Genomic DNA, 21,432 nt, shown 5'->3' on the forward strand with positions numbered 1-21,432 from the left:
CTCAAGAGAAGTCCTCCCGGTACTTCCCGAGCAGCTCCTCCAGCTTCTCCTCGTCGCGCGCGGCCACCGGCAGCAGCAGCTCCGTCACGACGTCGGTGAGCTCGGCCAGACGCACGTTGAGGGCGCGGTTCTCCCGGACGGCCTCCTCCAGCGCGGCGACGCGCCGCTCGAGGTCGCCACCCACCTCGGGGGCGGAGCGGTTCCCCCTCCGATTGCCCAGTCCGAACATGTCTGCTCCCACCTCACGCGTTCCAGTCGATGATCATGCGGCACACCTGCGAGCTGCCGGGCGAGTCCGACACGTGCTCGCGGACCTGCTCCAGGATCCGGCCGCCGGACTCCTCCACCTCGGCCACGACGACCGCCGGGTCGAGCGGCTGCCGGGCGCCGGTGCGGCGAGCGTAGCCGTCGCGCCCCTTCTCGCTGAGGAACTGCAGGTGCAGGGTTCCGGTGGTGCCGGCCAGCACCATGCGGGCCGAGCGCAGCATGTTGAGGCGACCCCGGCGCCCGAGGCGCTCGACGACGTGGACGCAACCGACGGCGCGGGGGCCGGGCATGCGGGCGATCCAGGCGGGCACGGCGAGCACGTGGCGCAGCTCGAGGAGGTTGAAGAGCTGGAAGGTCACCCGCGGGTCGTCGGCGCGACGCTCCGCCTCGGCGTCGTACGCGAAGGGCTGGAAGTCGAGCCCGATCGCCGTGACGCCGCGGTCGGCGAACCAGACGACGTCGGTGCCGCGTCCGCAGCCGATGTCGACGTACGTCGCGAGGTCGGGGTGGCGCTCGGCCACCGCCTCGGCGACGGCCGAGACCGACGCGGCGTGGTGTGCGGTGCGCTTGTGGTAGGCGTACCAGCCGGCACGACCGGTGCGCATGCCGCGGAACCAGCCGTTGAAGAGCTCGATGGTGCTGGCCGGGGTGGTGAACTTGTAGGCCGGGTCGGGCACCCGCCACTGGGGCCCGTAGGTGGCGGTGAGGAACCTGTCGGCGTCGGCCGGCACGGGGAACTCGCGGCCCTCCAGGGACGCGGTCCCGAGGGGGTAGATCCACTCGCGCTCGAACGGCACGGCGATCTCGCCCATGAGGTAGAGCTTGCCCGCGCGCATGAACCCGCCGAACACGTCGAGCCCGCGGTCGAGGCCGTCGCTCTCGAGGACGTGGACCTTCAGCGCGATCGCGCTGTAGCGCGTGACGCGGTAGCCCATGTCGGTGAGCGCACGCTGGATCCGGAAGGACTCGCGGATCACGTCGACCGGGTGGTCGTAGGTGCTGACGTAGCCGAGGTCGGCGTCGCTGTCGTGACCGATGAGCCCGCCGTCGCGGATGGCGCCGAGGGCCGTGCCGTAGGCGAGGAAGGCGTCCAGCCCGACCTGGCGCAGCGCGCCGAGGACCTCCTCGATGGCGTCGAGCAGCGGCTCGACCTGCGCGGCGTCGCGGGTGTCGAAGGTCTCGACCAGCTTGAGCGACTTGTCGAGGCTCAGCGGACGCCCGGCGGGGTTGACGACGGCGATCCGGTCGGGTCGCTCCCCGAACTGCACGGTGCGCGAGAAGAGCACCGTGCCGGTGCCCGGGTCGGTGAGGGTCACGTCGGTGACGCCGTCGAGGAACGCGCGCAGCGGCTTGGGCCACTGCAGGCTGATCCCGTCGTCGCCCCTGTGACCGTCGCGCAGCAGCCAGAAGGACCAGATCCGGCGACCGTCGAAGGCCACGTCGACCAGCTGCTCGTCGGCGTCGGCCACCAGCAGGCCCGCGGCGTCGATCCGGAGGACCTCCAGCGCGTCGGGACGGCGCAGCTGGCTCAGGGACCTCACCCGGCGGACTATACCGAGGGCGCGGCCCCCGGCTTCATCGCCTACTCGACGACACCCTGGTCGTCGGCCTCGCCGTCGGTCTCGTCGCCGGACTCCGGCTCCAGGACGCCCTCGGTGAGGGTGGCGGTGGTGTGCACCATGTTGTGGTCGGAGGCCTGGCCCGTGCCGGTGACGGCGTAGCCGTCGAAGGCGACGCCCGTGGAGCCGAAGACCCAGTCGACCTGCATGCCGGCCGGGGGCGAGCAGCCGCCCGCCGAGCTGCCGCCCGCTGCGGCCGTGAACACACCGCCGGCGGTGAAGCGGCAGAAGATCTCCGCGCGCTCGTTGTAGTCGCCGGTGGCGATCACCGGGGTGCCGTCGGCCTGGTGGAGCTCGGTGAGGTGCGCGACCTCCATGGCGGCCGCCTCGGCCCTCCATCGGGCGTTGTTGCCCAGATTGGGCGTGTCGGCCGGGTTGTGGAAGTTGGCGAACCACGCCCGCCGTCCGGTGCTGAGCGACTCCAGCAGGACCACCGGCATGTCGATGCGGTTGCCGCCGGCGTAGGGGATGGGAAGGGTGTGGGCCTCCACCAGCCGGAACATGTCGGAGCGCCAGGCGATGTTGAAGCGGACGGACCTGTTGCCCAGCGACATGCCCGGGTAGAGCGAGTACTCCCCCGCGCGCGAGGTGAACATGCCGTACTGGCTCTGCTCGAACTCCTGGAAGCCGACGACGTCGATGCCGTTGGCGCGCAGCTGGCCGATCGTCATGTCCATGCGCGGGCCGGCGTCGGGCCACCCCGGCCGGTTGCCGCCCGGCCCGGTGTGGGAGTCGCCGAGGACGTTGTAGGAGGCGACCTGGAACTCGAACGACTGCGTACGTCGTTCGACCACCTCGACCTGCCGGGAGACGCGGGCGGCGAGCCGGCGCTGGGCGGCGCGGAATCGGCGTACGGACGCCTCGAGCTGCTCCGGCCTCGGGTGCTCGGGCTCCGCGCCGGCCGACCCGGACGTCTGTCCGGAGCCGCCCTCGTCCCCACCCTGGTCGCGCGGGGAGGTCGAGTCGGACGCGTCGGACGCCGCAGTGGCCTCCGAGGAGTCCGAGCGGTCACTGGCCACGTCGTCGACCGACGAGTCCGACCAGAACGAAGCCCAGACCACGGCGGCGATGATCGCGAGCACCAGGAACGGAGCCCACAGCTCCACGCGCGAACGGCGTGGGCCGCTCGTGGTCTCGGGGTCCTTGCGCTTCACGGCCACCTTCTGCGAGGGGTGAGCCGACTGCTCCGTCGGACGACTCCCCGCCCGGCGTCGACGGCCCGGAGGCGCAAGCCTAACCGTGCGCCGCGCCCCCGCACCAACCGTCCCGGATCAGGACCCGGGCACCAGCAGCGGGTCGAAGGCCTGGAACCGCTGCTGCGGGTCCATCGACGACCCCGGCACCGGCGGCACGCCCAGCGTGCGCGTCACCAGGTTGGTCAGGTCGCCGACCCGGATCGGCTGCGCGCCGGAGTAGCTCGGCTGCGCCCGGCCGGGCGAGCTGAAGGACGGGTTGAGCGCGTAGAGGTCGCTCCCGGCCGGGACGCCCGGACCGGTCATCCACATCGGCACCTTGTAGCTCTTCGCCCAGGTCCGCGACGAGCCGCGCGACTTCTGCGCGCCGCCGGTGCCGGTGACGATCAGCAGCGTCGTGCCGTTCATCGCCGGCGACTTGGCGATGCTGCGGCGGATGCCGGCCACCTTCTGGAACGCCTTGCGGACCGCCTTCTCGTAGGCCGCACCCTTGAACCCCTCGTCGAGCCCGGCCTTCAGGACCCCGGACAGCTCGATGACGCTCAGCTCGGCGGGCTTGCGCTCGATCGTCTCGCGCCACCAGCCGACGCTCCGCGCGTCGTCGCGCATGATCTTGAACCGATCGATCTTGGCGGTGCCGTCGTCGACGCCGTAGGGGTCCTTGCCACCGCTCTTGCGGTTCCAGCTGCGCAGGATGAGCTGGGTCTCCTTGCGGCTCGAGGCGAACATGGTCCGCGCCGAGTTGTTGTGGGCGAGGTCGAAGAGGCTGGAGACGTACTGTCCCGCGGAGTCGTGGACCGTCGAGGGCAGCGTCTTCTCGGAGCCGACGCCGTGCCCGCCGCGCTTGGGGAACACCCGGCGACCGCTGAGCAGCGACATCAGGTTGGCGTCGGCCTGCGTGTTCTCGGTGACGGTGCGCGCGTTGGTGGTCGACGCGCCGTTGCTGACCATGCGGGTGGCCTCGCCCGGGGCCTTGGAGCCGCCCGCGATGGCCGAGGTCAGCCCGGGGACGGCCACGACCACGACGTGGTCCACGCCGTTGGGCGCGGACGCCGGGACGACGGCGTTGGCGTAGTAGAGGGGGTGGTCGCTGGTCTTGGAGACGAAGTCGTTCCACACCCGCGTGTAGGTGTTGAAGAAGACGTCCCGGGTGCCCATGATCCAGTCGATCGCACCGCCGGCGGGCGGCTGGCACGTGCTGCCGTCGACGTAGCCGCCGCTCGCGGACCACATGCCGGAGCCGGGAGCGACCTTGCAGTAGTAGCTGCCGCGCTCGTTCTTGTCGCCGAGCGAGATGAACGGAGCGTCGGGGTAGGCGGCGCGCAGCTCGTTGGCGAGCGCGACCTCCATCGCGAAGCCGGTGTCGCGGTAGGACTGGGCAGGACCGCGGACGTCGGCGGGGTTGTGGGTGTTGAAGAACCAGACCCGGCGCCCCGTCTCGACGTTCTGCAGGAGCACGGCCGGCATCCGGCTGGGCACGCCGTCGAAGTAGGGGATCGGGATGGTGCGCGCCTCGAGGAGCGTCCACACATCGGTGCGCCACCCGATGGAGTTCACCGAGGGGCCGGCCGGGTTGTCGAGGCCCGGGTAGGTCTGCCACGAGGTGCCCATCAGCTCACCGAAGCGGGCCGCCTGCGGCGGCTGGAACTCCTGGAAGCCCACGACGTCGAGGGTGTTCTGCTGGAGCAGGCTCACCACGCGGTCCATGCGCACGGTGCCGGACTCCCAGCCCTTGCGCTTCCCGCCGGGGGCGGTGTGGTCGGCGCCGAGGACGTTGAAGTTGCCCACCCGGAACGAGGTGGCCGGCGTCGTCTGGGCCGTGTCGGCCAGGCGGGCCGCGACGGGCGAGGCCGCGGGCTCTGCCGCGGCGGCGGACGCCGGGCCGGCGTCGGGAGCGGCGGGGGCCACGAGCAGGGCCGTGGCGAGCGTCAGGCCGACGGCGCAGAGGCGTCGGACGGAGGACGGGCGCGAGGAAGCGTTCGTGCCGGGCATGGAAGGGGCCTCACAGATGTCGGGGAAGTGGCGTCGTCGAGGTGACCCGACCGTGACCACTCACCGCACGTGCAGCACGTACCGGCCCGGGCCCGATCGATGTGACAGAAGTGACTCGTGCGACGTCAGGGTACACCACGTCGCCGGCGCGGAGGGGGATCGCGCGAGACGCCGGCACGCTAACGTTGCGGCCGTGAGCACCACCCCGACCCGCGTCTTCGTGGCCCGGATCGTCGGGCTGCCGATCTTCGACCCCCAGGGCGACCAGGTGGCCAAGGTGCGCGACCTCGTCGTCGCGCTCCGCACCGAGACGAGCCAGCCGCGCGTCCTCGGTATGGTCGCCGAGGTCTTCGGACGACGCCGGATCTTCGTGCCGATGACGCGGATCACCGCGATCGACAGCGGCCAGGTGCATACGACCGGCCTGCTCAACATGCGCCGCTTCGAGCAGCGCTCGACCGAGACGCTCGTCATGGGCCAGATGCTCGACCGCACCGTCACGATCAAGGACTCCGGCGTCACCGGGGTCGTCTACGACGTCGCGATGGAGCAGGCGCGCAACCGCGACTGGGTGCTCTCGCGCGTGGCGGTGCAGGAGCCGAGCAAGGGCTTCCGCCGCAAGGGCCAGACCCACGTGGTCGAGTGGCGCGACGTCACCGGCCTCACCCGCACCGAGCCGACCCAGGGGGCCACCCACCTGATCGCCGCGCTCAACGACATGCGCCCGGCCGACGCGGCCAACATGATCCACGACCTCCCGCCGGAGCGGCGTTCGGCCGTCGTCGCAGCCCTCGACGACGAGCGGCTCGCCGACGTGCTGGAGGAGCTGCCTGAGGAGGACCAGGTCGAGATCCTCGAGCACCTGGACTCCGAGCGCGCCGCCGACATCCTCGAGGAGATGTCGGCCGACGACGCCGCCGACCTCATCGCCGACCTGAACCCCGAGACCGCCGCGACCCTGCTCGGCCTCATGGAGCCCGAGGAGGCCGAGGACGTCCGGCGGCTGATGTCCTACGAGGACAACACCGCCGGCGCGATGATGACGCCCGAGCCGGTGATCCTCTCCCCCGACGCGACCATCGCCGACGCCCTCGCCCACGTGCGCAACCCCGAGCTCACGCCCGCCCTCGCGGCACTCGTCTACGTCTGCCGCCAGCCGCTGGAGACCCCGACCGGCCGGCTGCTGGGAGCGGCCCACATCCAGCGCCTCCTGCGCGAGCCCCCCTCCACCCTGGTCGCCGCCGCGCTGGACGAGTCGATGGACCCGCTGCGCCCGGACGCCTCGATGGACCAGGTGGCGGCGCACCTGGCGACCTACAACCTCGTCGCGGCGCCCGTGGTCGACGACGAGGGCCGGCTGCTCGGCGCCGTCACGGTCGACGACCTGCTCGACCACATGCTCCCCGAGGGCTGGCGCGACCACGCGCCCCGGCCCGGCCGGATCAACGGCGGGCCCAGCGCCGGGAGGGCCGGATGAGCGAGAGCCGTCGTGCGCGTCTCGACACCCCCCGGGAGACGCGCCGCTCGATCGTGCGCCGCCCCAGCGTCGACGCCGACGCGTTCGGCGTCTTCGCCGAGTCGTTCGCCCGCTACATGGGCACCGCGAAGTTCCTGCTCTGGATGACGATGTTCGTCGCGGCCTGGATCTGCTGGAACGTGCTGGCGCCCGGTGACCTGCGCTTCGACGAGTTCCCGTTCATCTTCCTGACCCTCATGCTCAGCCTGCAGGCGTCCTACGCGGCCCCGCTGATCCTGCTCGCGCAGAACCGCCAGGAGCAGCGCGACAAGGTGGTCGCCGAGCAGGACCGCCAGGCCAACGCGCGGGCCCACGCCGACATGGAGTTCCTCGCTCGCGAGGTCGCCTCGCTGCGGATGGCGGTCGGCGAGGTCGCCACCCGCGACTTCCTCCGCTCGGAGCTGCGCGGGCTCCTCGGCGACATCGAGGACCTCTCGCGCCGGGAGCCCGAGGACGAGCCGGGCGGGTGAGCCCTCGGGGTGGCTCGTAGACTTCATCCCCATGAGCACCCCCACGCAGCAACAGGTGATGGACGCCCTCGCGACCGTCAACGACCCGGAGATCAAGCGCCCGATCACGGACCTGGGGATGGTCGACTCCGTCGAGGTCGCCGGGGACGGCTCGGTCGCGGTCCACGTGCTGCTCACGGTGGCGGGCTGCCCGCTCAAGGACACCATCAACCGCGAGGTCACGGCTGCCGTCACCAAGGTCCCCGGCGTCGCGTCGGTCGACCTCACCCTCGGCGTGATGACCGCCGAGCAGCGCGCCGGCCTCAAGGAGATCCTCAGCGACGGGCGTGCCCAGCGCGAGATCCCGTTCGCCCAGCCCGGCTCGCTCACCAAGGTCTACGCCATCGCCAGCGGCAAGGGCGGCGTCGGCAAGTCGTCGGTCACGGTCAACCTCGCCCTCTCGCTCGCCTCGCAGGGCCTCAGGGTCGGCATCGTCGACGCCGACATCTACGGCCACTCGGTGCCGGCGATGCTGGGCGTGGCCGACACCCGGCCGACCCAGGTCGACGACCTCATCATGCCGGTGCCCACGCCGAGCGGCGTCTCGGTCATCTCCATCGGGATGCTCAAGCCCCGCCGCGACCAGGTGGTCGCGTGGCGCGGCCCGATGCTCGACCGGGCCCTCGTCCAGATGCTCGCCGACGTCTACTGGGGCGACCTCGACGCGCTGCTGCTCGACCTGCCCCCGGGCACCGGCGACGTGGCCATCTCCCTCGGCCAGCACCTGCCGAGCGCCGAGGTCGTGGTCGTCACGACCCCGCAGGAGGCGGCCGCCGAGGTCGCCGAGCGCGCCGGCACGATGGCCTCGATGATGCACCAGCGCGTGGTCGGCGTGGTCGAGAACATGAGCTACCTCCCCTGCCCGCACTGCCCGCCGGAGGACGACCACCGCCTGGAGATCTTCGGCAGCGGCGGCGGTGCCCGCGTCGCGGCGACCCTGTCGGAGCGGTTCGGCTACGACGTCCCGATGCTGGCGCAGATCCCGCTCGACATCTCGCTGCGCGAGGGCGGTGACGTCGGCAAGCCCATCGTGGAGGCCGACCCGACCGCTCCCGCCGCGCGCGAGCTCACCCGGGTGGCCCAGACGCTGGCGGGCCGCGGACGCGGGCTGGCCGGCATGCAGCTCGGGCTCACCCCGTCCAGCAAGTTCTGACCACGTCCGACGACCGCTCCGACCAGGCAGTAGGTTCTGAGGCATGTTCGACGTCGGGCTCCTCGAGCTGGCCGTGATCGCCCTCGTGGCGGTCGTCGTGCTGGGTCCGGACAAGCTGCCCGACCTCGCCCGTCAGGCGGCCCAGCTGCTCCACCGGGCCCGGGGGCTCGCCACCAACGCGCGCGACGAGCTGCGCAACGAGCTCGGCCCGGAGTACTCCGACCTCCAGCTGCGCGACCTCGACCCCCGCTCGATCGTGCGCAAGCACATCACCGAGGCCATGGCCGAGGTCGACCGCGAGCAGGCCGAGGCCGCCAAGAAGTCCGTGCTCCCCGAGGGCCACGTCCCGCCCTACGACGTCGAGGCCACCTGACGCCCTCAGTCGTCGCGGCTCTGCACGGCGACGAGCCCGGCATAGGGCACGAGGAGCGTCGTGCCGGCGCTGTCGCGGACCTCGAGGAAGTCCGCGCCGACGCGCACGACGTACGCCTCGTGGCGGGTGCCGTCGGCCAGGTGCAGCAGGCAGCGCGCCTCCGCGTCCGCGAGCCGGCGCAGCGCCGCGCGCAGGCCGAGCCGGTCGACCGGCGACCAGGCGAGCTCGGGCACCGAGCGCCCGCTCGCTCCCCGTACAGCGGTGACGGCTCGTAGCGGGACGATCCAGTCCTGGGCCGCACCGCTCAGCAGGCACCACCCCTCCCCCACCCGCGCCAGCCGGCCCTCGACCCGTCCCAGGTGCGGGACGTCGAGCGACACCTCGTGCCCGCGTGAGGCCATCAGCCGGCTGGCGAGGGTGACGGCGCCGTACTCGGTGCGGGCGCGGTCCGCGAGCTCGGCCTCCCGGTCGGCCTCCCAAGCCGCCGCGGCCTGGCCCTCGAGGTCGTCGAACAGCGCGAACAGGTCGTGCTCCCAGGACATGGGCCGAGCCTAGCCAGCCGTGTGGATGACCTCGCAGGCCCGCGTGTCGGGCCGGCAGCGGGCCAACGCCTGGGTGCTCTCGTCCGGGGAGACGAGCTGCGCCAGCAGCTGGTCAGCGGTCTCCCAGCGGAACCCCGGGACAGCGAACCGCCACCCGTCGGGCGCGTCGATGACGTCCGAGCCCGAGCCGTCGCGCCGCTGCACGTGCAGGTCGGTGGTCGTCCACGCCTCGCCGCCGATCGACCCCGGCGGCACGTAGGCGAGCCACTGCTCCCCGGCCTCGAGCACGTCGTGGGTCGGCACCGGGCCCAGCCGGGTGAGCGTGCCGTCCGGTGCGAGGCGGGCGAGGTAGGGCGCCCCGCTGGTCTCGTCGGTCTGACCGTAGGTCGTCCCCGCGTTGACGATGAGGCCCGCGTCGGTCCCCCTCAGGACCACCTGTCCCGGCGCGGTATCGGCGAGGTCCACGACGGCGTTGTCGACCAGGGGTCGCCAGAGCCACTGGAAGTCGGGACCGCCGGCCACGACGAGTCCGTCGTCGGTCACCGCCACCGCCCGGGGAGGCGGGTCGATCGGTCCGCGCGGGAGGTCGACGGCACCGAAGCCCTCGCCGGCGAACTCGGTGTCAGCCCCCACCAGCCGCCACCGGTCGCCGGGCTCGGCCTCCACGTGCGCGGTGTAGCCGCCGCCGGGCGAGATGACGACCGACTGGTCGATCCGACCGTCGATGGGCTGGGGCTCGTCGTCGAAGCCCCACCACCACGTGCGGTCGTCACGCAGCGCGACCCAGTGCGTGCCACGACCCTCCGCCGTGAACCACCGACCGGGCACCTGGGCACCGCCGACGAAGAGGTCGAGGCCCACCGCCACGGGAAGGTCCGTGTCCGGCGCGCCCTCCGCCTCGGGCTCACCGGTGCCCTGCGACGTCTCCTGCACCGTCGGCTCCGCACGTGCGGGTGCATCGCCGCTCGGCAGCGACCCGCACCCGGCCCCCGCAGCCAGCAGCGTGCCTGCCGCCGCGGCCCGGACCGCGGCTCGCTCCGTGATCGTCCTCATCGTCATCGTCCCCCTTGCACCGGGAGACGTCGTGGACCTCCGGTCGGTTGCCGCGGCCCTCGAACTTCTGTGGATGACGCGTTGACAGCATGCGTGAACATTCGTTGAATGAAGCAAACACACGCAAACGAAAGGATCGTGTGATGTCTCGGGGGATGCTCACCGCGTGCCGGCCGTACGCCGTCTGGGCGGGCGTGACGGCTGTCGCGGCGGCCGCCGCCGCGTCGGTGCCGGCCGCGTGGCGCGAGGCGACGCACGCCAGTGCCCACGAGCGCGTCCCCGACGTGCTCGTCGCCGGCTGCGCCACCTTGCTGGCCCTGTCGCTGGGATGGCTCTGGCTGGTCACCTCGGTGACGGTCGCCGAGCTCGTGGCCGGCCGGGTGCCCCGCGGCGCCGGAGGGGCCACCCGGCGCCTCGTGCTGCTCGCGTGCGGAGCTGCCGTGGTCGCCGGTGCGGCCCTGCCCGCCCACGCCTCGGGCGGTGACGGGGCGGAGGTGCTCGTGGGGCTCCCGCTCCCCGAGCGCGCGGTCGCCCCGGCCACCACCCCGGCCATCACCCCGGCCGTCACCCCGGTATCGCCCACTCCTGTCCTGCGGACGACCGGCGACACCCACGTGGTCCGCGAGGGCGACTCGCTGTGGTCCATCGCCCGGGCCCACCCGGCGCCGGGTGTCGGCGTCGACGAGCGGTGGCGAGCGATCTGGCGCCACAACCGTGACGTCGTGGGCGACGACCCCGACGTGATCCACCCGGGTCAGGCGCTCCGCCTGCCTGCCGACCCGCCCACCGACCCAGCCACCCACACCGAGAAGGACGGAGAACCACGATGAGCACACCCGACACCGCCGAGGCCGAGGTCATCGTGCTCCGACCGCGTCCCGGCATGGCCAGCGTCCAGGGGGCGCTCGCCCTGGACCTGACGCCGCGCACCGCTCCCCCGCGGCCGCGCCTGCGCAGCACCCGCGCCAGCGACCTGGCCGACCTCGAGCGCGCCTCCCGGGAGCAGGTGGACGCCTTCGTCGGGCGCTACCTGCAGGCGGCGGTCGAGATCGCGGCCGGCGACCGCCCGGTCGCCCAGCTGCTCCGCCACACCGTGCCGGAGGTCTTCGACGCCCTGGCCGGGCGCGCCCGCACGGTCACCGCCGCCGGTGGTCTCGCCCCGGGCCGGGTCCGGGGAACCAACCCGGCGCGGCCGGTCGTCGTCGGCGTACGCACCGCCCTGATCCGCAGCGACGCGGTCGAGGCGAGCGCGCACGTGCGCTACGGCCGTCGCTCACGCGCGGTCGCCGCGCGGTTCGAGGTCGTGCGCGACCGCTGGCAGTGCGTCGCGATCGCGTGGGGCTGACGCCCGACCCGGGCCGAGCCCGGCCCGGGGTCGCTCAGCCGCCCATGGTCGCGCGGCCGGTGGCGCCACCCGGGGCACCGTGGCAGCGCTTGAACTTCTGTCCCGAGCCGCAGGGGCACAGCGAGTTGCGACCGACGCCCGCGAACGGGTCGTCCGCGCCGCCGGGGGCAGCGTGGACCTCGGCGTCCCCGTCCTCCGACGGGGCGCTGTAGGACAGGTTCTGCGGGCGGTTGGGCTTGTCGAGGCCCTTGGCCCGGATCGTGGGCGCGTGGGACTGGGCCTGCGCGAAGTCGATCTGCGGCGTGGCGGCCGACACCTGCGGCGCGGCCTGCGGCGCGCCTGCGAGGACCGACTCGTCGGACGTGTCGTCGTCCTCCTCCTCCTCGACCTCCACCTGGAGGTTGAACAGGAAGCCGACCGACTCCTCCTTGATGCCGTCCATCATCGCGGCGAACATGTCGAAGCCCTCGCGCTGGTACTCCACGAGCGGGTCGCGCTGGGAGTAGGCACGGAGGTAGATGCCCTCGCGGAGGTAGTCCATCTCGTAGAGGTGCTCGCGCCACTTGCGGTCGAGCACCGAGAGCACGACGCGACGCTCCAGCTCGCGCTGGACCTCCTCGCCGATCTCGTCCTCGCGACGGTCGTAGGCCGCCTGCACGTCCTTCTGCAGGTCTTCGATCAGCTTCTCGCGGCTGAGCCCCTCGACCCCACCGGCCTCCTTGACCACGCCGTCCTTGGTCAGGCCGACCGGGTAGAGCTGGTTGAGGGCGGTGAACAGGGCGTCGAGGTCCCAGTCCTCCGCGTAGCCCTCGGTCGCGCCGCGGACGTAGCCCGCGATCACGTCGTCGAGGAAGCCGCGGATCTGGTCGCCGAGGTCGGCGCCCTCGAGCACCCGGCGGCGCTCGGCGTAGATGACCTCGCGCTGGCGGCTCATCACGTCGTCGTACTTGAGGACGTTCTTGCGCGACTCGAAGTTCTGCGACTCGATGTTGGCCTGGGCGCCGGCGATGGCGTTGCTGACGCGCTTGGCGTCGATCGGCACGTCGTCGGGCACCTTGAGGACGGTGAGGATCCGGTCGACCCACTCGGACTTGAACAGCCGCATCATCTCGTCCTGCAGCGACAGGTAGAACCGGGACTCACCCGGGTCGCCCTGACGCCCCGAGCGACCGCGGAGCTGGTTGTCGATGCGGCGCGACTCGTGGCGCTCGGTGCCGACGACGTAGAGGCCGCCGAGCTCCCTCACCTCGTCGTGCTCGGCGGCGACCTGCGCCTTGATCCGCTCGACCATCGCGGGCCAGGCGGCGTCGTAGTCCTCCGGTGACTCGACCGGGTCCAGGCCCTGCTTGCGCAGCTCCTGGTCGGCGAGGAAGTCGACGGAGCCGCCGAGCATGATGTCGGTGCCTCGACCGGCCATGTTGGTGGCGACGGTGACGGCGCCCTTGTGACCGGCGAGCGCGACGACCTTGGCCTCGTCGGCGTGCTGCTTGGCGTTGAGGACGGTGTGCGGGATGCCGCGCTTCTTGAGCAGGTTGGAGAGGTACTCCGACTTCTCGACCGACACGGTGCCGATGAGGATCGGCTGGCCCTTCTCGTGCCGCTCGGCGATGTCGTCGGCGACGGCCTCGTACTTGGCCTCCTCCGTCCGGTAGACCAGGTCGACGTTGTCGACGCGCTGCATCGGGCGGTTGGTGGGGATCGGGACCACGCCGAGCTTGTAGATCTTGTCGAACTCCGAGGCCTCGGTCATCGCCGTGCCGGTCATGCCGGACAGCTTGTCGTAGAGGCGGAAGTAGTTCTGCAGGGTGATCGTGGCGAGGGTCTGGTACTCCTCGCGGACGGTCACGCCCTCCTTGGCCTCGATGGCCTGGTGCAGGCCGTCGTTGTAGCGGCGTCCGGCCAGGATGCGGCCGGTGTGCTCGTCGACGATGAGCACCTCGCCGTCCATGACGACGTACTCCTTGTCCTTGCGGAACAGCTCCTTGGCCTTGATGGAGTTGTTGAGGAAGGAGATGAGGGGGGTGTTGACCGAGTCGTAGAGGTTGTCGATGCCCAGGTGGTCCTCGACCTTGGTGATGCCGGGCTCGAGCACCGAGATGGTGCGCTTCTTCTCGTCGACCTCGTAGTCGGTGTCGCGCACCATCGAGCGCGCCACCTTGGAGAACTCGGCATACCACTTGACCTCGTCCTGGGTCGGGCCGCTGATGATGAGCGGCGTGCGCGCCTCGTCGATGAGGATCGAGTCGACCTCGTCGACGATCGCGAAGTTGTGGCCGCGCTGGACGCACTCCGCGACCGAGTCCGCCATGTTGTCGCGGAGGTAGTCGAAGCCGAGCTCGTTGTTGGTGCCGTAGGTGATGTCGCACGCGTAGGCCTCGCGCCGCTCGGCCGGGCGCATCGACGGCAGGATCACGCCGGTGGTCAGGCCGAGGAAGTGGTGGACGCGGCCCATCTGCTCGGACTGGAACTTGGCGAGGTAGTCGTTGACCGTGACGACGTGGACGCCCTTGCCCTCGAGCGCGTTGAGGTAGGACGGCAGGACGGCGACGAGGGTCTTGCCCTCACCGGTCTTCATCTCCGCGATGTTGCCGAGGTGGAGGGCCGCCGCGCCCATCACCTGCACGTCGAAGGGGCGCATGCCGAGCACGCGCTTGCTCGCCTCGCGCACGGTGGCGAAGGCCTCCGGCATGACGTCGTCGAGGGTCTCGCCGTTGGCGAGCCGCTCGCGGAACTCGTCGGTCATGCCGCGGAGCTCGTCGTCGGTCATCTTGACGAAGTCGTCCTCGATGGCGTTGACGGCCTTGGACACGGCTTCGAGCTCACGGAGGATCTTGCCCTCGCCGATGCGGAGGAGCTTGTCGATGATGGCAGGCACGAGTGGTAACTGTACCCAGCGAACCCAGCCTCGCGGGATTCGGAGCCGCCCCGGGGGCTGCAACCGGCGCTCAAGCGGACTGCAAGCGACGCGGCCCACGGTGGGTGCCGACAGCCCGGGACCTGCCGGGCGCCCACCTCCAGGAGCCTCCGTGAGCACCACCACCCCTGACGTGACCGACACGCGCGTGATGAACACGCTGCACACCTTCTTCCGGCGCGAGCACCGGCTCGCCGGCGGGCTCCTGCGCGGAGTGGCCGACGGCGACACCGCCCGGGCGAAGGTGGTCGGCGCGCACCTCGACTTCCTCCTGCGCGCCCTGCACCACCACCACACGATCGAGGACCGGGTGCTGTGGCCCCTGCTGCTCGAGCGGGTGCCCGACGAGCTGGCACCGATCGTGCACCTGATGGAGTCGCAGCACCAGCGTGTCGACGGCCTCATCGGTGAGATCGGCGCCCTCCTGCCCGGGTGGGTCCGCGACGCCGACGCCGTCACGGCGAACCGCCTCGCCGACCTGTTCGACACCCTCTACGTGCACCTGGCCGAGCACCTCGACGCCGAGGAGGAGCGGCTGCTGCCGATCGCGGCGCGCTGCATGACCCAGGCCGAGTGGGACCACATGGGCGAGGTGGCCCGGCGCGAGGCACCGCGCGAGGAGGGCATGCTCGCGCTCGGCATGTTCCAGCACGACGGCGACCCCGAGGTCTTCGCCCAGATGCTCGGGGACGCGCCCGCGCCGGTCCGCTGGCTCCTCCCCCGGCTCGCGCGACGTGCCTTCCGGCGGCACGCGCTCGCGGTCCACGGCACCGCCACCCCGTGACCCCGCGTCAGAGGCGGGCCAGCTCGGCGGCGGAGCGGTCCGCCCAGAGCGCCAGGCCGAGGTGCTCGTGCACGTCGCGCGCGGCGTGCAGGTGCTCACGCGCCGCGGCGACGTCGCCGGTGGCGGCGGCCAGCAGTCCCAGTGAGTGGTGGACGCTCCCCCGGAAGCCCACCGGCACCGAGATCGCGAGCCGCTCGGCGTACGGCGTCAGCGCGGCCGCGAGGTCGCGGGCGGCGTCGGCGTCGCCCAGGGCCGCCCACACCTCGGCGCGCACGGCGGTGAGCATCAGCCAGAGGTAGTCCGGCAGCAGCGGCGGCTGGTCGCGCCACTCCCCCAGCAGCAGCCGCAGGTCGTCGTGGCGGCCGCTGCGCACCATCGCCAGCGCGTGCACCTCCCGCAGCCCGGGATGGAAGTGGCGCACCTCCCCGAGCACCGGCTCCATCTCGGCCAGCCGCCCCTGCACGTCACGCACGAGCGAGAGCTGGCACAGCCCGATGCCATAGCCGGACATGGCCAGGGTCGCCTGGAACGCCTCGTTGTCCTCGATGGCGCGCTCCGACTCCTCGAGCCGTCCCTCGAGCGCGAGCCGGAGCGCCAGGCACCAGCCGCTGACCGCGAGGTTCTGGCCGAGGTGGTGGCGCTCGGCGAGCTCGTGCGCCCGGACCACGTCGGAGTGCGCGGCGTCGAGGCGGCCGAGCTCCCCGCGGTCCTGCGCGCGGGCGGTCAGCGCGCCGGCGAGGTCGTGCGGCGCTCCGACCCGTGCGGCGAGGTCGACGATCTCGTCCGAGAGGGGCATCCGGTGGTGCAGCAGGTCGGGTCGCAGGAGCGCGACCTGGGCCAGGCGGAGGGTGAGCAGCTCGCGCCTGCCCCGGTCCGACGATCGATGGACGACGGCCACCGCCTCGTCGGAGAGCCGGGTCGACACCTCGCTGCTCCCCGGCCGGTTGAGGTGCTCGGCGGCCATCGCCGCCGTCAGCACCCCCCACGTGCCGGCCTCGGCCGGGTCGTCCGCGGAGAACATCTCGCGCACCCGTCCCCAGAGCTCGATGGCCTCGTCGTCGTAGTCCGGGTGGGCGCGCCAGCCCCACACCATGCCCTCGGTGACGGTGAGCAGGGCGGCGACGGCCGCGTCCCGGTCCCCACGGCCGAGGGCGGAGCGTGCCGCGCGCTCCGCCGGTGACCACGCATCGACGGGCCGGCCCACCCGGGTCAGGGCCCGGGCCACGGCGACCAGCACGTCCTCGCGCTCGCGGTCGTCGGTGGTCGCGTCGAGTGCCTGGAGCTCCTCGGCGAGGGTGGCCAGGCGCAGGGCCTCGTCGTAGGCGGCCGCCGACGACGCCTCCGCCGCCGCGCGCCGCGCCAGGACCCACCCGGAGCGCGCGTGCGCCGGACCGGCCAGCCGGTAGTGCTCGGCGAGGTCGGCGGCCACCTCGCCGACCCGCCCGGCCCAGACCTCCTCGAGGGCCGCGGCGACGCGCGCGTGCAGCCGGGCGCGCGTGGGTGACGGCAGGGCCTCCTGGAGCGCGTCGCGCACGAGCGCGTGCGTGAAGCGGTAGCGCCCCGGTCCCTCCTCGTCGACGAGACCGAGGACCTGCGCGCCCTCGACCGCGTCGGCGACGGCGGCCGGGTCGCCGGTCAGCACGTCGAGCACCGCGACGTCGAACACCCTGCCCGCCACCGCGGCAGCCCTCAGCACCTCGACCGCCGCGTCGGGCAGCTGGCGTGACCGCTGGCGTACGACGTCGCGCACCCCGCCCGGCACGCGGCTCCAGGCGGGCGCGGCGGGGTCGCCGAGCGCGCCCTCGCCGACCAGGAAGCGGACCAGCTCGGTGAGGTAGAAGGGGTTGCCGTCGGTGCGCCCGACCAGCGCGGTCGCCACGTCGAGCGCGACGTGACGCCCCGAGCGGCGGCTCGCCCAGTCGGCGACGGCCGCGGCGTCGAGGCCGCCCAGGTCGATCCGCACCGGGTCGAGGCGCGCGATCACGCCCATCGCGTCGGCGAGGGCGTCACCGATCTCGGCCGGGGCGACCCGGGAGGTGACCAGCAGGACCGCAGGCGTCCCGGCGAGCCCGCCCGCCATCCGGCGCAGCAGGCGCAGGCTCTCCGCGTCGGCCCAGTGCAGGTCGTCGAGCACCAGCAGTGTCGGCAGGTCGCCCGCGACGGCCGCCAGGACCGCGTCGGCCTGGCGGAAGCTCACCGACGCCGCGTCGCCGACGTCGTCGGCGTCGGTGCCGAGCACGTCGCGCCCCACAGCCTGCTCGAGGGCTCGCGACCACGCGTGGAGCGGCGGTGACCCCTCGGCGTCCCAGCCGCCGCGCCCCACGCGGAACCCGCGGGCGGCGGCGAGCCGGGCGACCGTGTCGGCGAGCCGGGTCTTGCCGATCCCGGGCTCGCCGCTGACGACGACCACGCGTCCACGCCCCTCGGTCGCGCCGTCGAGGGCGCGGGTGGCCGCGTCCACGGCCTCCGTGCGCCCGACGAGCGGGTCCGGGTCGGCGGCCGGAGCGGGCGCGACGGGCTCCGGCACACGGCTCGTGACCGGCGCCCGCGCGGGAGCAGCCGTGCCGCCCGGCGCGTCGAGCGCCTCGTCCTGGCGCAGCACCTGCTCCTCGAGCCGTCTCAGCTCCGGCCCCGGGTCGACGCCGAGCTCGTCGGCGAGGTGCTCGCGCGCCCGGCGGAGGGCAGCGAGGGCGTCTCCCTGGCGGTGCGAGCGGTAGAGCGCCAGCGTCAGCAGCCACCACAGGCGCTCCTGCAGAGGGTGGAGGCCTACCAGGTGCTCGAGGTGGGCCACGGCCTCGGCGTGCTCCCCGCGGGCGAGCCGAAGCTCCCACAGCCGGGCGACGGAGGCGAGCCGCAGCTCATCCAGCCGGGTGGCCTCGGCGCGGAGGCTGGGACTGTCCGCACCGGCGTAGGGGTCCCCCCGCCACAGCTCGAGCGCGTCGGTGAGCAGCTGCTCCTCGTGCGCCTCGTCCCCTGCGCGGGCCTCGCGCAGCAGGCGCGCGAAGCGCCGGGCGTCGACGGCGTCGGCGGGGACGTCCAGGGAGTAGCCGGCCGGGTGCGTGCGCAGGCGGCCGGCCGGAGCCCCGGGCCGGCGGCCGGGCTCCAGGGCACGTCGCAGGCGGGCGACGTAGGACTGCAGGGACGCCTCGACGCGCGCCGGTGGGGACTCGCCCCACATCTGGTCGATGAGCTGCTCGACGGGGACCGGACGTCCGGCCGCCGCGACCAGCAGGGCGAGGAGGGCGCGCGGCTTCGGCCCACCGAGGTCGGCGACCTCCCCTCCGACCTCGACCTCGAGGTCGCCCAGCACCCGGACCAGCACGCGCCCAATCTAGGCGGCGCGGCTGGTCCGGGTCCCCCGAAAATCGGGGTAGTTCTAGCCCACCAGCGCGGGCTGCGGGGTCGCCGCCGTCCGTCGCTGCGGCGCGCCGCCCAACCCGGTGGCCAGAGAGAACAGCGCCAGCGCGATCCCCGCGAGGGCGAAGACCGGGCTGAGCTCCGCCCGCGGGAACAGCAGCGTGAGCGGCACGGAGAACGCGTGGGCGAGACCGGCCACGACGCCGACGAGGGCGATGCCCCGGCGCCAGCCGGTCCACACGCGCCCGAAGGACCAGGCGAGGAACACAATGGCCCAGCCGGTGATCGGGTAGAGCACGGTCGCCAGGCCGATGTGGGTCATCGCGACGGGTGCGGCGTGGCCGTGCGCGAGCTCCTCGGAGTCGACGACGGCAGCGAGGTGGAAGACGGTCTCGACGACGTAGACCGACACGATCGCTGCGACGATCGTCAGGGTGCGCTGGACGCTGGCGGGCCAGGCGCGCGAGCGGACCGCCGCCCACAGGCCGAGCGCGAGCAGCACGGTGCTGGCCGCGACGAGCGAGTGCCCGGGGACCCAGCTCTCGTCGGCGGTCATGGTGGCCAGCTCCTGGCGCAGCGTGTCGGAGCCGTCGGCGGCGGGGTGCATGGGGCCGCCGGCGGCCAGGAGGACGCCGGAGGCCACGAGTAGGAAGCGCCAGCCGTGGGTGCGGAGCAGTGACATGTGATGGACCTTTCGAGTCGGTGGTCGCACCACCGTCGCGGCCGGGGCTTGCAGGACGCTTGACGCCTGCTGGACGCCCGAGCCACCCCGAGCCAACCCGGGTCAGCCGACCGCGGCCGCCAGCGCTCCCGCGAGGTCGCCCCGCCCGCCCACCACCACGTCGTCGAGCCCGAGCCAGCCCGCCAGCCGTCGCAGCTCCGCGGCCAGCTCGTCGGCGGTCTCCGCCGGGGCGCCGGGCTCGGCGAAGGCACCGGGCACGAGCAGGCGCCCGGTCGCCCGGTCGGCCTTGAGGTCGACCCGGGCGACGAGCCGGTCACCGAGGAGGAAGGGCAGGACGTAGTAGCCGTGCACCCGCTTCTCGGCGGGGACGTAGATCTCGATGCGGTAGAAGAACCCGAAGAGCGCCTCGGCCCGGGACCGCTCCCACACCACCGGGTCGAAGGGGCTGAGCAGGGTGCGGGCGCCCACCCGCCGCGGCACACGAGCCTCGCGGTGCAGGTAGGCCGGGCGCTTCCAGCCCTGCACGGCCACCGGCACCAGCTCCCCTGACTCGACGAGCTCGTCGATGGCCACCTTCACGCTCGCCTTCCCCGGGGCGGGCTGGAGGCGCAGGCGGTAGTAGTCGGCGAGGCACAGGCTGCTCGCGACGCCGTGCGAGCGGGCCGCGCGGCTCACGAGCGCGGTCACCGCCTCCTGCGGCGTCGGCGTCGGCGCCGCGAGGACCGCGGCGGGCAGCACCCGCTCCGGCACGTCGTAGAGCACCTCGAACTGGCTGTTGCGCCCGGCGATCGCGACGTCTCCGACGAGGTAGAGGTAGTCGAGGACCTTGCGGGCCTCCGACCAGTTCCAGCCCCAGTGCTCCTTGGTGCGCGGACCGGTGCTGAAGTCGTCCTCGAGGTCACGCGCCGTGACCGGGCCGCGGTCGCGCACCGCGGCGAGCACCTGCGGCTCGAGCGCGGCGTCGGCGGTGAAGCCCCACTTGCCGCGCTCGGCGCGGTAGCTCTCCATGCGGTGCCGCATCAGCGGCCACAGCTCGACCGGCATCAGCGCCTGGACGTGCGCCCAGTACTCCACCAGGCGGCGGGGCCGGCGCGCGGTGCCGTGCTGGGCGCGCCGCAGCAGGTCGACGTCGTAGGGGCCCATCCGCGAGTAGAGCGGCATGAAGTGCGCCCGCTGCAGCACGTTGACCGAGTCGACCTGGAGCACGCCGGTGCGCGCGAGCGTGCGGTCGAGAGTCGCCATCGTGGGCGTGGCGTGCGGGCGGGCGGTGAAGCCCTGCGCGGCCAGCGCGATGCGGCGCGCCTGGAGGGTGGTGAGCGACTCGGTCACGAGGGAACCCAACCACGCGCGTACGACACCCCGGCGCGGACGGCGGGGCACCGGCGGGGTGGTGGTCCTACGGGAGGTCCAACAACTTCTCGCGCATGGCGTACATGACGGCCTCCATGCGGGAGTGCAGCTGCAGCTTCTCCAGGATGTTGCGGACGTGGTTCTTGACGGTGTTCTCGGAGATGAAGAGCTCCTTGGCGACCTCGCGGTTGTTGAGGCCCTTGGCCACCAGGCGCAGGACCTCCAGCTCGCGCTCGGTGAGGCGCAGGGCGGGGCCCTGCTCGCGCTCGGGCTTGGACATCTGCTTGAACTCGTCGATGAGCTTGACGGCCATCGACGGGCTGATCAGCGACTGTCCCTCGTTGACCACGCGGACCGCCTGGGCGACCTCCTCGATCGAGGAGTCCTTGAGCAGGTAGCCGGCGGCACCGTTCTTGACCGACTCGTAGAGGTCGGCCTCCTCGTCGGAGACGGTGAGCATGATGATCTTGGTGGCCGGCACGGCCTCCTTGATCGCGCGGCACGCCTCGACGCCGGTGCGTCGCGGCATCCGGACGTCGAGCAGGATCACGTCGGGCGCGGTGGTGATCGCCAGCTCGGTCGCGGTGATGCCGTCGGCGGCCTCGCCGACGACCTCGATGTCGGTGTCACCGCCCAGCAGCATGATGAGGCCACGGCGGAAGAGCTCTTGGTCGTCGACGACCAGGACACGAACGGGTTCGTTCCCAGCGGATGTTGCCTCGGTCACGCGCGCATCATGTCATGCGCGCGCGACCGGGGGGCAGGGGTCGTCCCGGACGGGAT

18 protein-coding genes are annotated in these 21,432 nt (G+C 73.0%); 7 read left to right on the forward strand and 11 right to left on the reverse strand.

Annotation, left to right across the window (positions count from 1 at the left end):
* Position 1: 1 nt before the first annotated feature.
* The 4 genes from NCI01_RS11020 to NCI01_RS11035 all read right to left on the reverse strand — a co-directional run bounded on the left by NCI01_RS11020 (position 2) and on the right by NCI01_RS11035 (position 5,071).
* Entirely contained in the window at positions 2-229 is a 228-nt protein-coding gene (locus NCI01_RS11020) for a DUF6752 domain-containing protein (protein WP_254181525.1), read from the reverse strand.
* 13 nt (positions 230-242) lie between these two features.
* Positions 243-1,808: a LicD family protein gene (locus NCI01_RS11025; protein WP_254181526.1), complete on the reverse strand. Its 1,566-nt coding sequence runs from the start codon at positions 1,806-1,808 to the stop codon at positions 243-245.
* A 41-nt stretch (positions 1,809-1,849) separates the two neighbouring features.
* Positions 1,850-3,040 carry an endonuclease/exonuclease/phosphatase family protein gene (locus NCI01_RS11030; protein WP_254181527.1) on the reverse strand — a complete coding sequence of 397 codons (1,191 nt, stop codon included), beginning with the start codon at positions 3,038-3,040 and terminating at the stop codon, positions 1,850-1,852.
* A 117-nt stretch (positions 3,041-3,157) separates the two neighbouring features.
* On the reverse strand, positions 3,158-5,071 hold the full coding sequence (locus NCI01_RS11035) for an endonuclease/exonuclease/phosphatase family protein (protein ID WP_254181528.1): 1,914 nt from the start codon (positions 5,069-5,071) through the stop codon (positions 3,158-3,160).
* Between the two features lie 193 nt (positions 5,072-5,264).
* On the opposite strand from NCI01_RS11035, the gene NCI01_RS11040 reads away from it, so the two are divergent.
* Genes NCI01_RS11040 through NCI01_RS11055 form a run of 4 tightly spaced genes read left to right on the forward strand, consistent with a single transcriptional unit; the run spans position 5,265 to position 8,622 of the window.
* Positions 5,265-6,548: a magnesium transporter MgtE N-terminal domain-containing protein gene (locus tag NCI01_RS11040; RefSeq protein WP_254181529.1), complete on the forward strand. Its 1,284-nt coding sequence runs from the start codon at positions 5,265-5,267 to the stop codon at positions 6,546-6,548.
* Complete coding sequence (locus NCI01_RS11045) at positions 6,545-7,057, forward strand: DUF1003 domain-containing protein (protein WP_254181530.1); 513 nt, start codon at positions 6,545-6,547, stop codon at positions 7,055-7,057. Before NCI01_RS11040 ends, NCI01_RS11045 begins: the two co-directional genes overlap by 4 nt.
* A 31-nt stretch (positions 7,058-7,088) precedes the next feature.
* A complete protein-coding gene (locus tag NCI01_RS11050; protein WP_254181531.1) occupies positions 7,089-8,249 on the forward strand; it encodes an Mrp/NBP35 family ATP-binding protein in 1,161 nt (386 codons plus the stop codon).
* 43 nt (positions 8,250-8,292) lie between these two features.
* Entirely contained in the window at positions 8,293-8,622 is a 330-nt protein-coding gene (locus tag NCI01_RS11055; RefSeq protein WP_254181532.1) for a sec-independent translocase, read from the forward strand.
* A gap of 5 nt (positions 8,623-8,627) precedes the next feature.
* On the opposite strand, the gene NCI01_RS11060 is transcribed toward NCI01_RS11055, so the two are convergent.
* Positions 8,628-9,164, reverse strand: a complete 537-nt coding sequence (locus NCI01_RS11060; RefSeq protein WP_254181533.1) for a hypothetical protein — start codon at positions 9,162-9,164, stop codon at positions 8,628-8,630.
* A gap of 9 nt (positions 9,165-9,173) precedes the next feature.
* On the reverse strand, positions 9,174-10,217 hold the full coding sequence (locus NCI01_RS11065) for a hypothetical protein (protein WP_254181534.1): 1,044 nt from the start codon (positions 10,215-10,217) through the stop codon (positions 9,174-9,176).
* 143 nt (positions 10,218-10,360) lie between these two features.
* Between NCI01_RS11065 and NCI01_RS11070 the strand changes: the two genes are divergently transcribed.
* Positions 10,361-11,047, forward strand: a complete 687-nt coding sequence (locus NCI01_RS11070) for a LysM peptidoglycan-binding domain-containing protein (protein WP_254181535.1) — start codon at positions 10,361-10,363, stop codon at positions 11,045-11,047.
* On the forward strand, positions 11,044-11,562 hold the full coding sequence (locus tag NCI01_RS11075) for an Rv3235 family protein (RefSeq protein ID WP_254181536.1): 519 nt from the start codon (positions 11,044-11,046) through the stop codon (positions 11,560-11,562). Before NCI01_RS11070 ends, NCI01_RS11075 begins: the two co-directional genes overlap by 4 nt.
* A gap of 34 nt (positions 11,563-11,596) precedes the next feature.
* Here the strand turns inward: NCI01_RS11075 and secA are convergent, their stop codons facing one another.
* Positions 11,597-14,437, reverse strand: coding sequence for a preprotein translocase subunit SecA (gene secA / locus NCI01_RS11080; RefSeq protein ID WP_254181537.1), 2,841 nt, complete (start codon positions 14,435-14,437; stop codon positions 11,597-11,599).
* 151 nt (positions 14,438-14,588) lie between these two features.
* Between secA and NCI01_RS11085 the strand changes: the two genes are divergently transcribed.
* Complete coding sequence (locus NCI01_RS11085) at positions 14,589-15,260, forward strand: hemerythrin domain-containing protein (RefSeq protein WP_254181538.1); 672 nt, start codon at positions 14,589-14,591, stop codon at positions 15,258-15,260.
* Positions 15,261-15,267: 7 nt separating this feature from the next.
* On the opposite strand, the gene NCI01_RS11090 is transcribed toward NCI01_RS11085, so the two are convergent.
* The 4 genes from NCI01_RS11090 to NCI01_RS11105 form a co-directional block, all read right to left on the reverse strand.
* Entirely contained in the window at positions 15,268-18,582 is a 3,315-nt protein-coding gene (locus tag NCI01_RS11090) for an ATP-binding protein (protein WP_254181539.1), read from the reverse strand.
* 54 nt (positions 18,583-18,636) lie between these two features.
* Positions 18,637-19,299 (reverse strand): hypothetical protein, encoded by a 663-nt coding sequence (locus NCI01_RS11095; RefSeq protein ID WP_254181540.1) that lies wholly within the window; start codon positions 19,297-19,299, stop codon positions 18,637-18,639.
* Positions 19,300-19,401: 102 nt separating this feature from the next.
* Positions 19,402-20,628, reverse strand: coding sequence for a winged helix-turn-helix domain-containing protein (locus NCI01_RS11100; protein WP_254181541.1), 1,227 nt, complete (start codon positions 20,626-20,628; stop codon positions 19,402-19,404).
* Between the two features lie 67 nt (positions 20,629-20,695).
* Positions 20,696-21,376 carry a response regulator gene (locus tag NCI01_RS11105; protein ID WP_254181542.1) on the reverse strand — a complete coding sequence of 227 codons (681 nt, stop codon included), beginning with the start codon at positions 21,374-21,376 and terminating at the stop codon, positions 20,696-20,698.
* Positions 21,377-21,432 lie beyond the last annotated feature (56 nt).

The organism is Nocardioides pinisoli, assembly GCF_024199985.1.
GTDB classification, from domain to species: domain Bacteria; phylum Actinomycetota; class Actinomycetes; order Propionibacteriales; family Nocardioidaceae; genus Nocardioides; species Nocardioides pinisoli.

What these genes read in the sequence shown, in the direction of transcription:
- NCI01_RS11065 (WP_254181534.1), bottom strand. Translation starts at nt 10,217, where the DNA reads ATGAGGACGATCACGGAGCGAGCCGCGGTCCGGGCCGCGGCGGCAGGC.
- NCI01_RS11095 (WP_254181540.1), bottom strand. Translation starts at nt 19,299, where the DNA reads ATGTCACTGCTCCGCACCCACGGCTGGCGCTTCCTACTCGTGGCCTCC.
- NCI01_RS11055 (WP_254181532.1), top strand. Translation starts at nt 8,293, where the DNA reads ATGTTCGACGTCGGGCTCCTCGAGCTGGCCGTGATCGCCCTCGTGGCG.
- NCI01_RS11060 (WP_254181533.1), bottom strand. Translation starts at nt 9,164, where the DNA reads ATGTCCTGGGAGCACGACCTGTTCGCGCTGTTCGACGACCTCGAGGGC.
- NCI01_RS11050 (WP_254181531.1), top strand. Translation starts at nt 7,089, where the DNA reads ATGAGCACCCCCACGCAGCAACAGGTGATGGACGCCCTCGCGACCGTC.
- NCI01_RS11045 (WP_254181530.1), top strand. Translation starts at nt 6,545, where the DNA reads ATGAGCGAGAGCCGTCGTGCGCGTCTCGACACCCCCCGGGAGACGCGC.
- NCI01_RS11075 (WP_254181536.1), top strand. Translation starts at nt 11,044, where the DNA reads ATGAGCACACCCGACACCGCCGAGGCCGAGGTCATCGTGCTCCGACCG.
- NCI01_RS11020 (WP_254181525.1), bottom strand. Translation starts at nt 229, where the DNA reads ATGTTCGGACTGGGCAATCGGAGGGGGAACCGCTCCGCCCCCGAGGTG.
- NCI01_RS11070 (WP_254181535.1), top strand. Translation starts at nt 10,361, where the DNA reads ATGTCTCGGGGGATGCTCACCGCGTGCCGGCCGTACGCCGTCTGGGCG.
- NCI01_RS11035 (WP_254181528.1), bottom strand. Translation starts at nt 5,071, where the DNA reads ATGCCCGGCACGAACGCTTCCTCGCGCCCGTCCTCCGTCCGACGCCTC.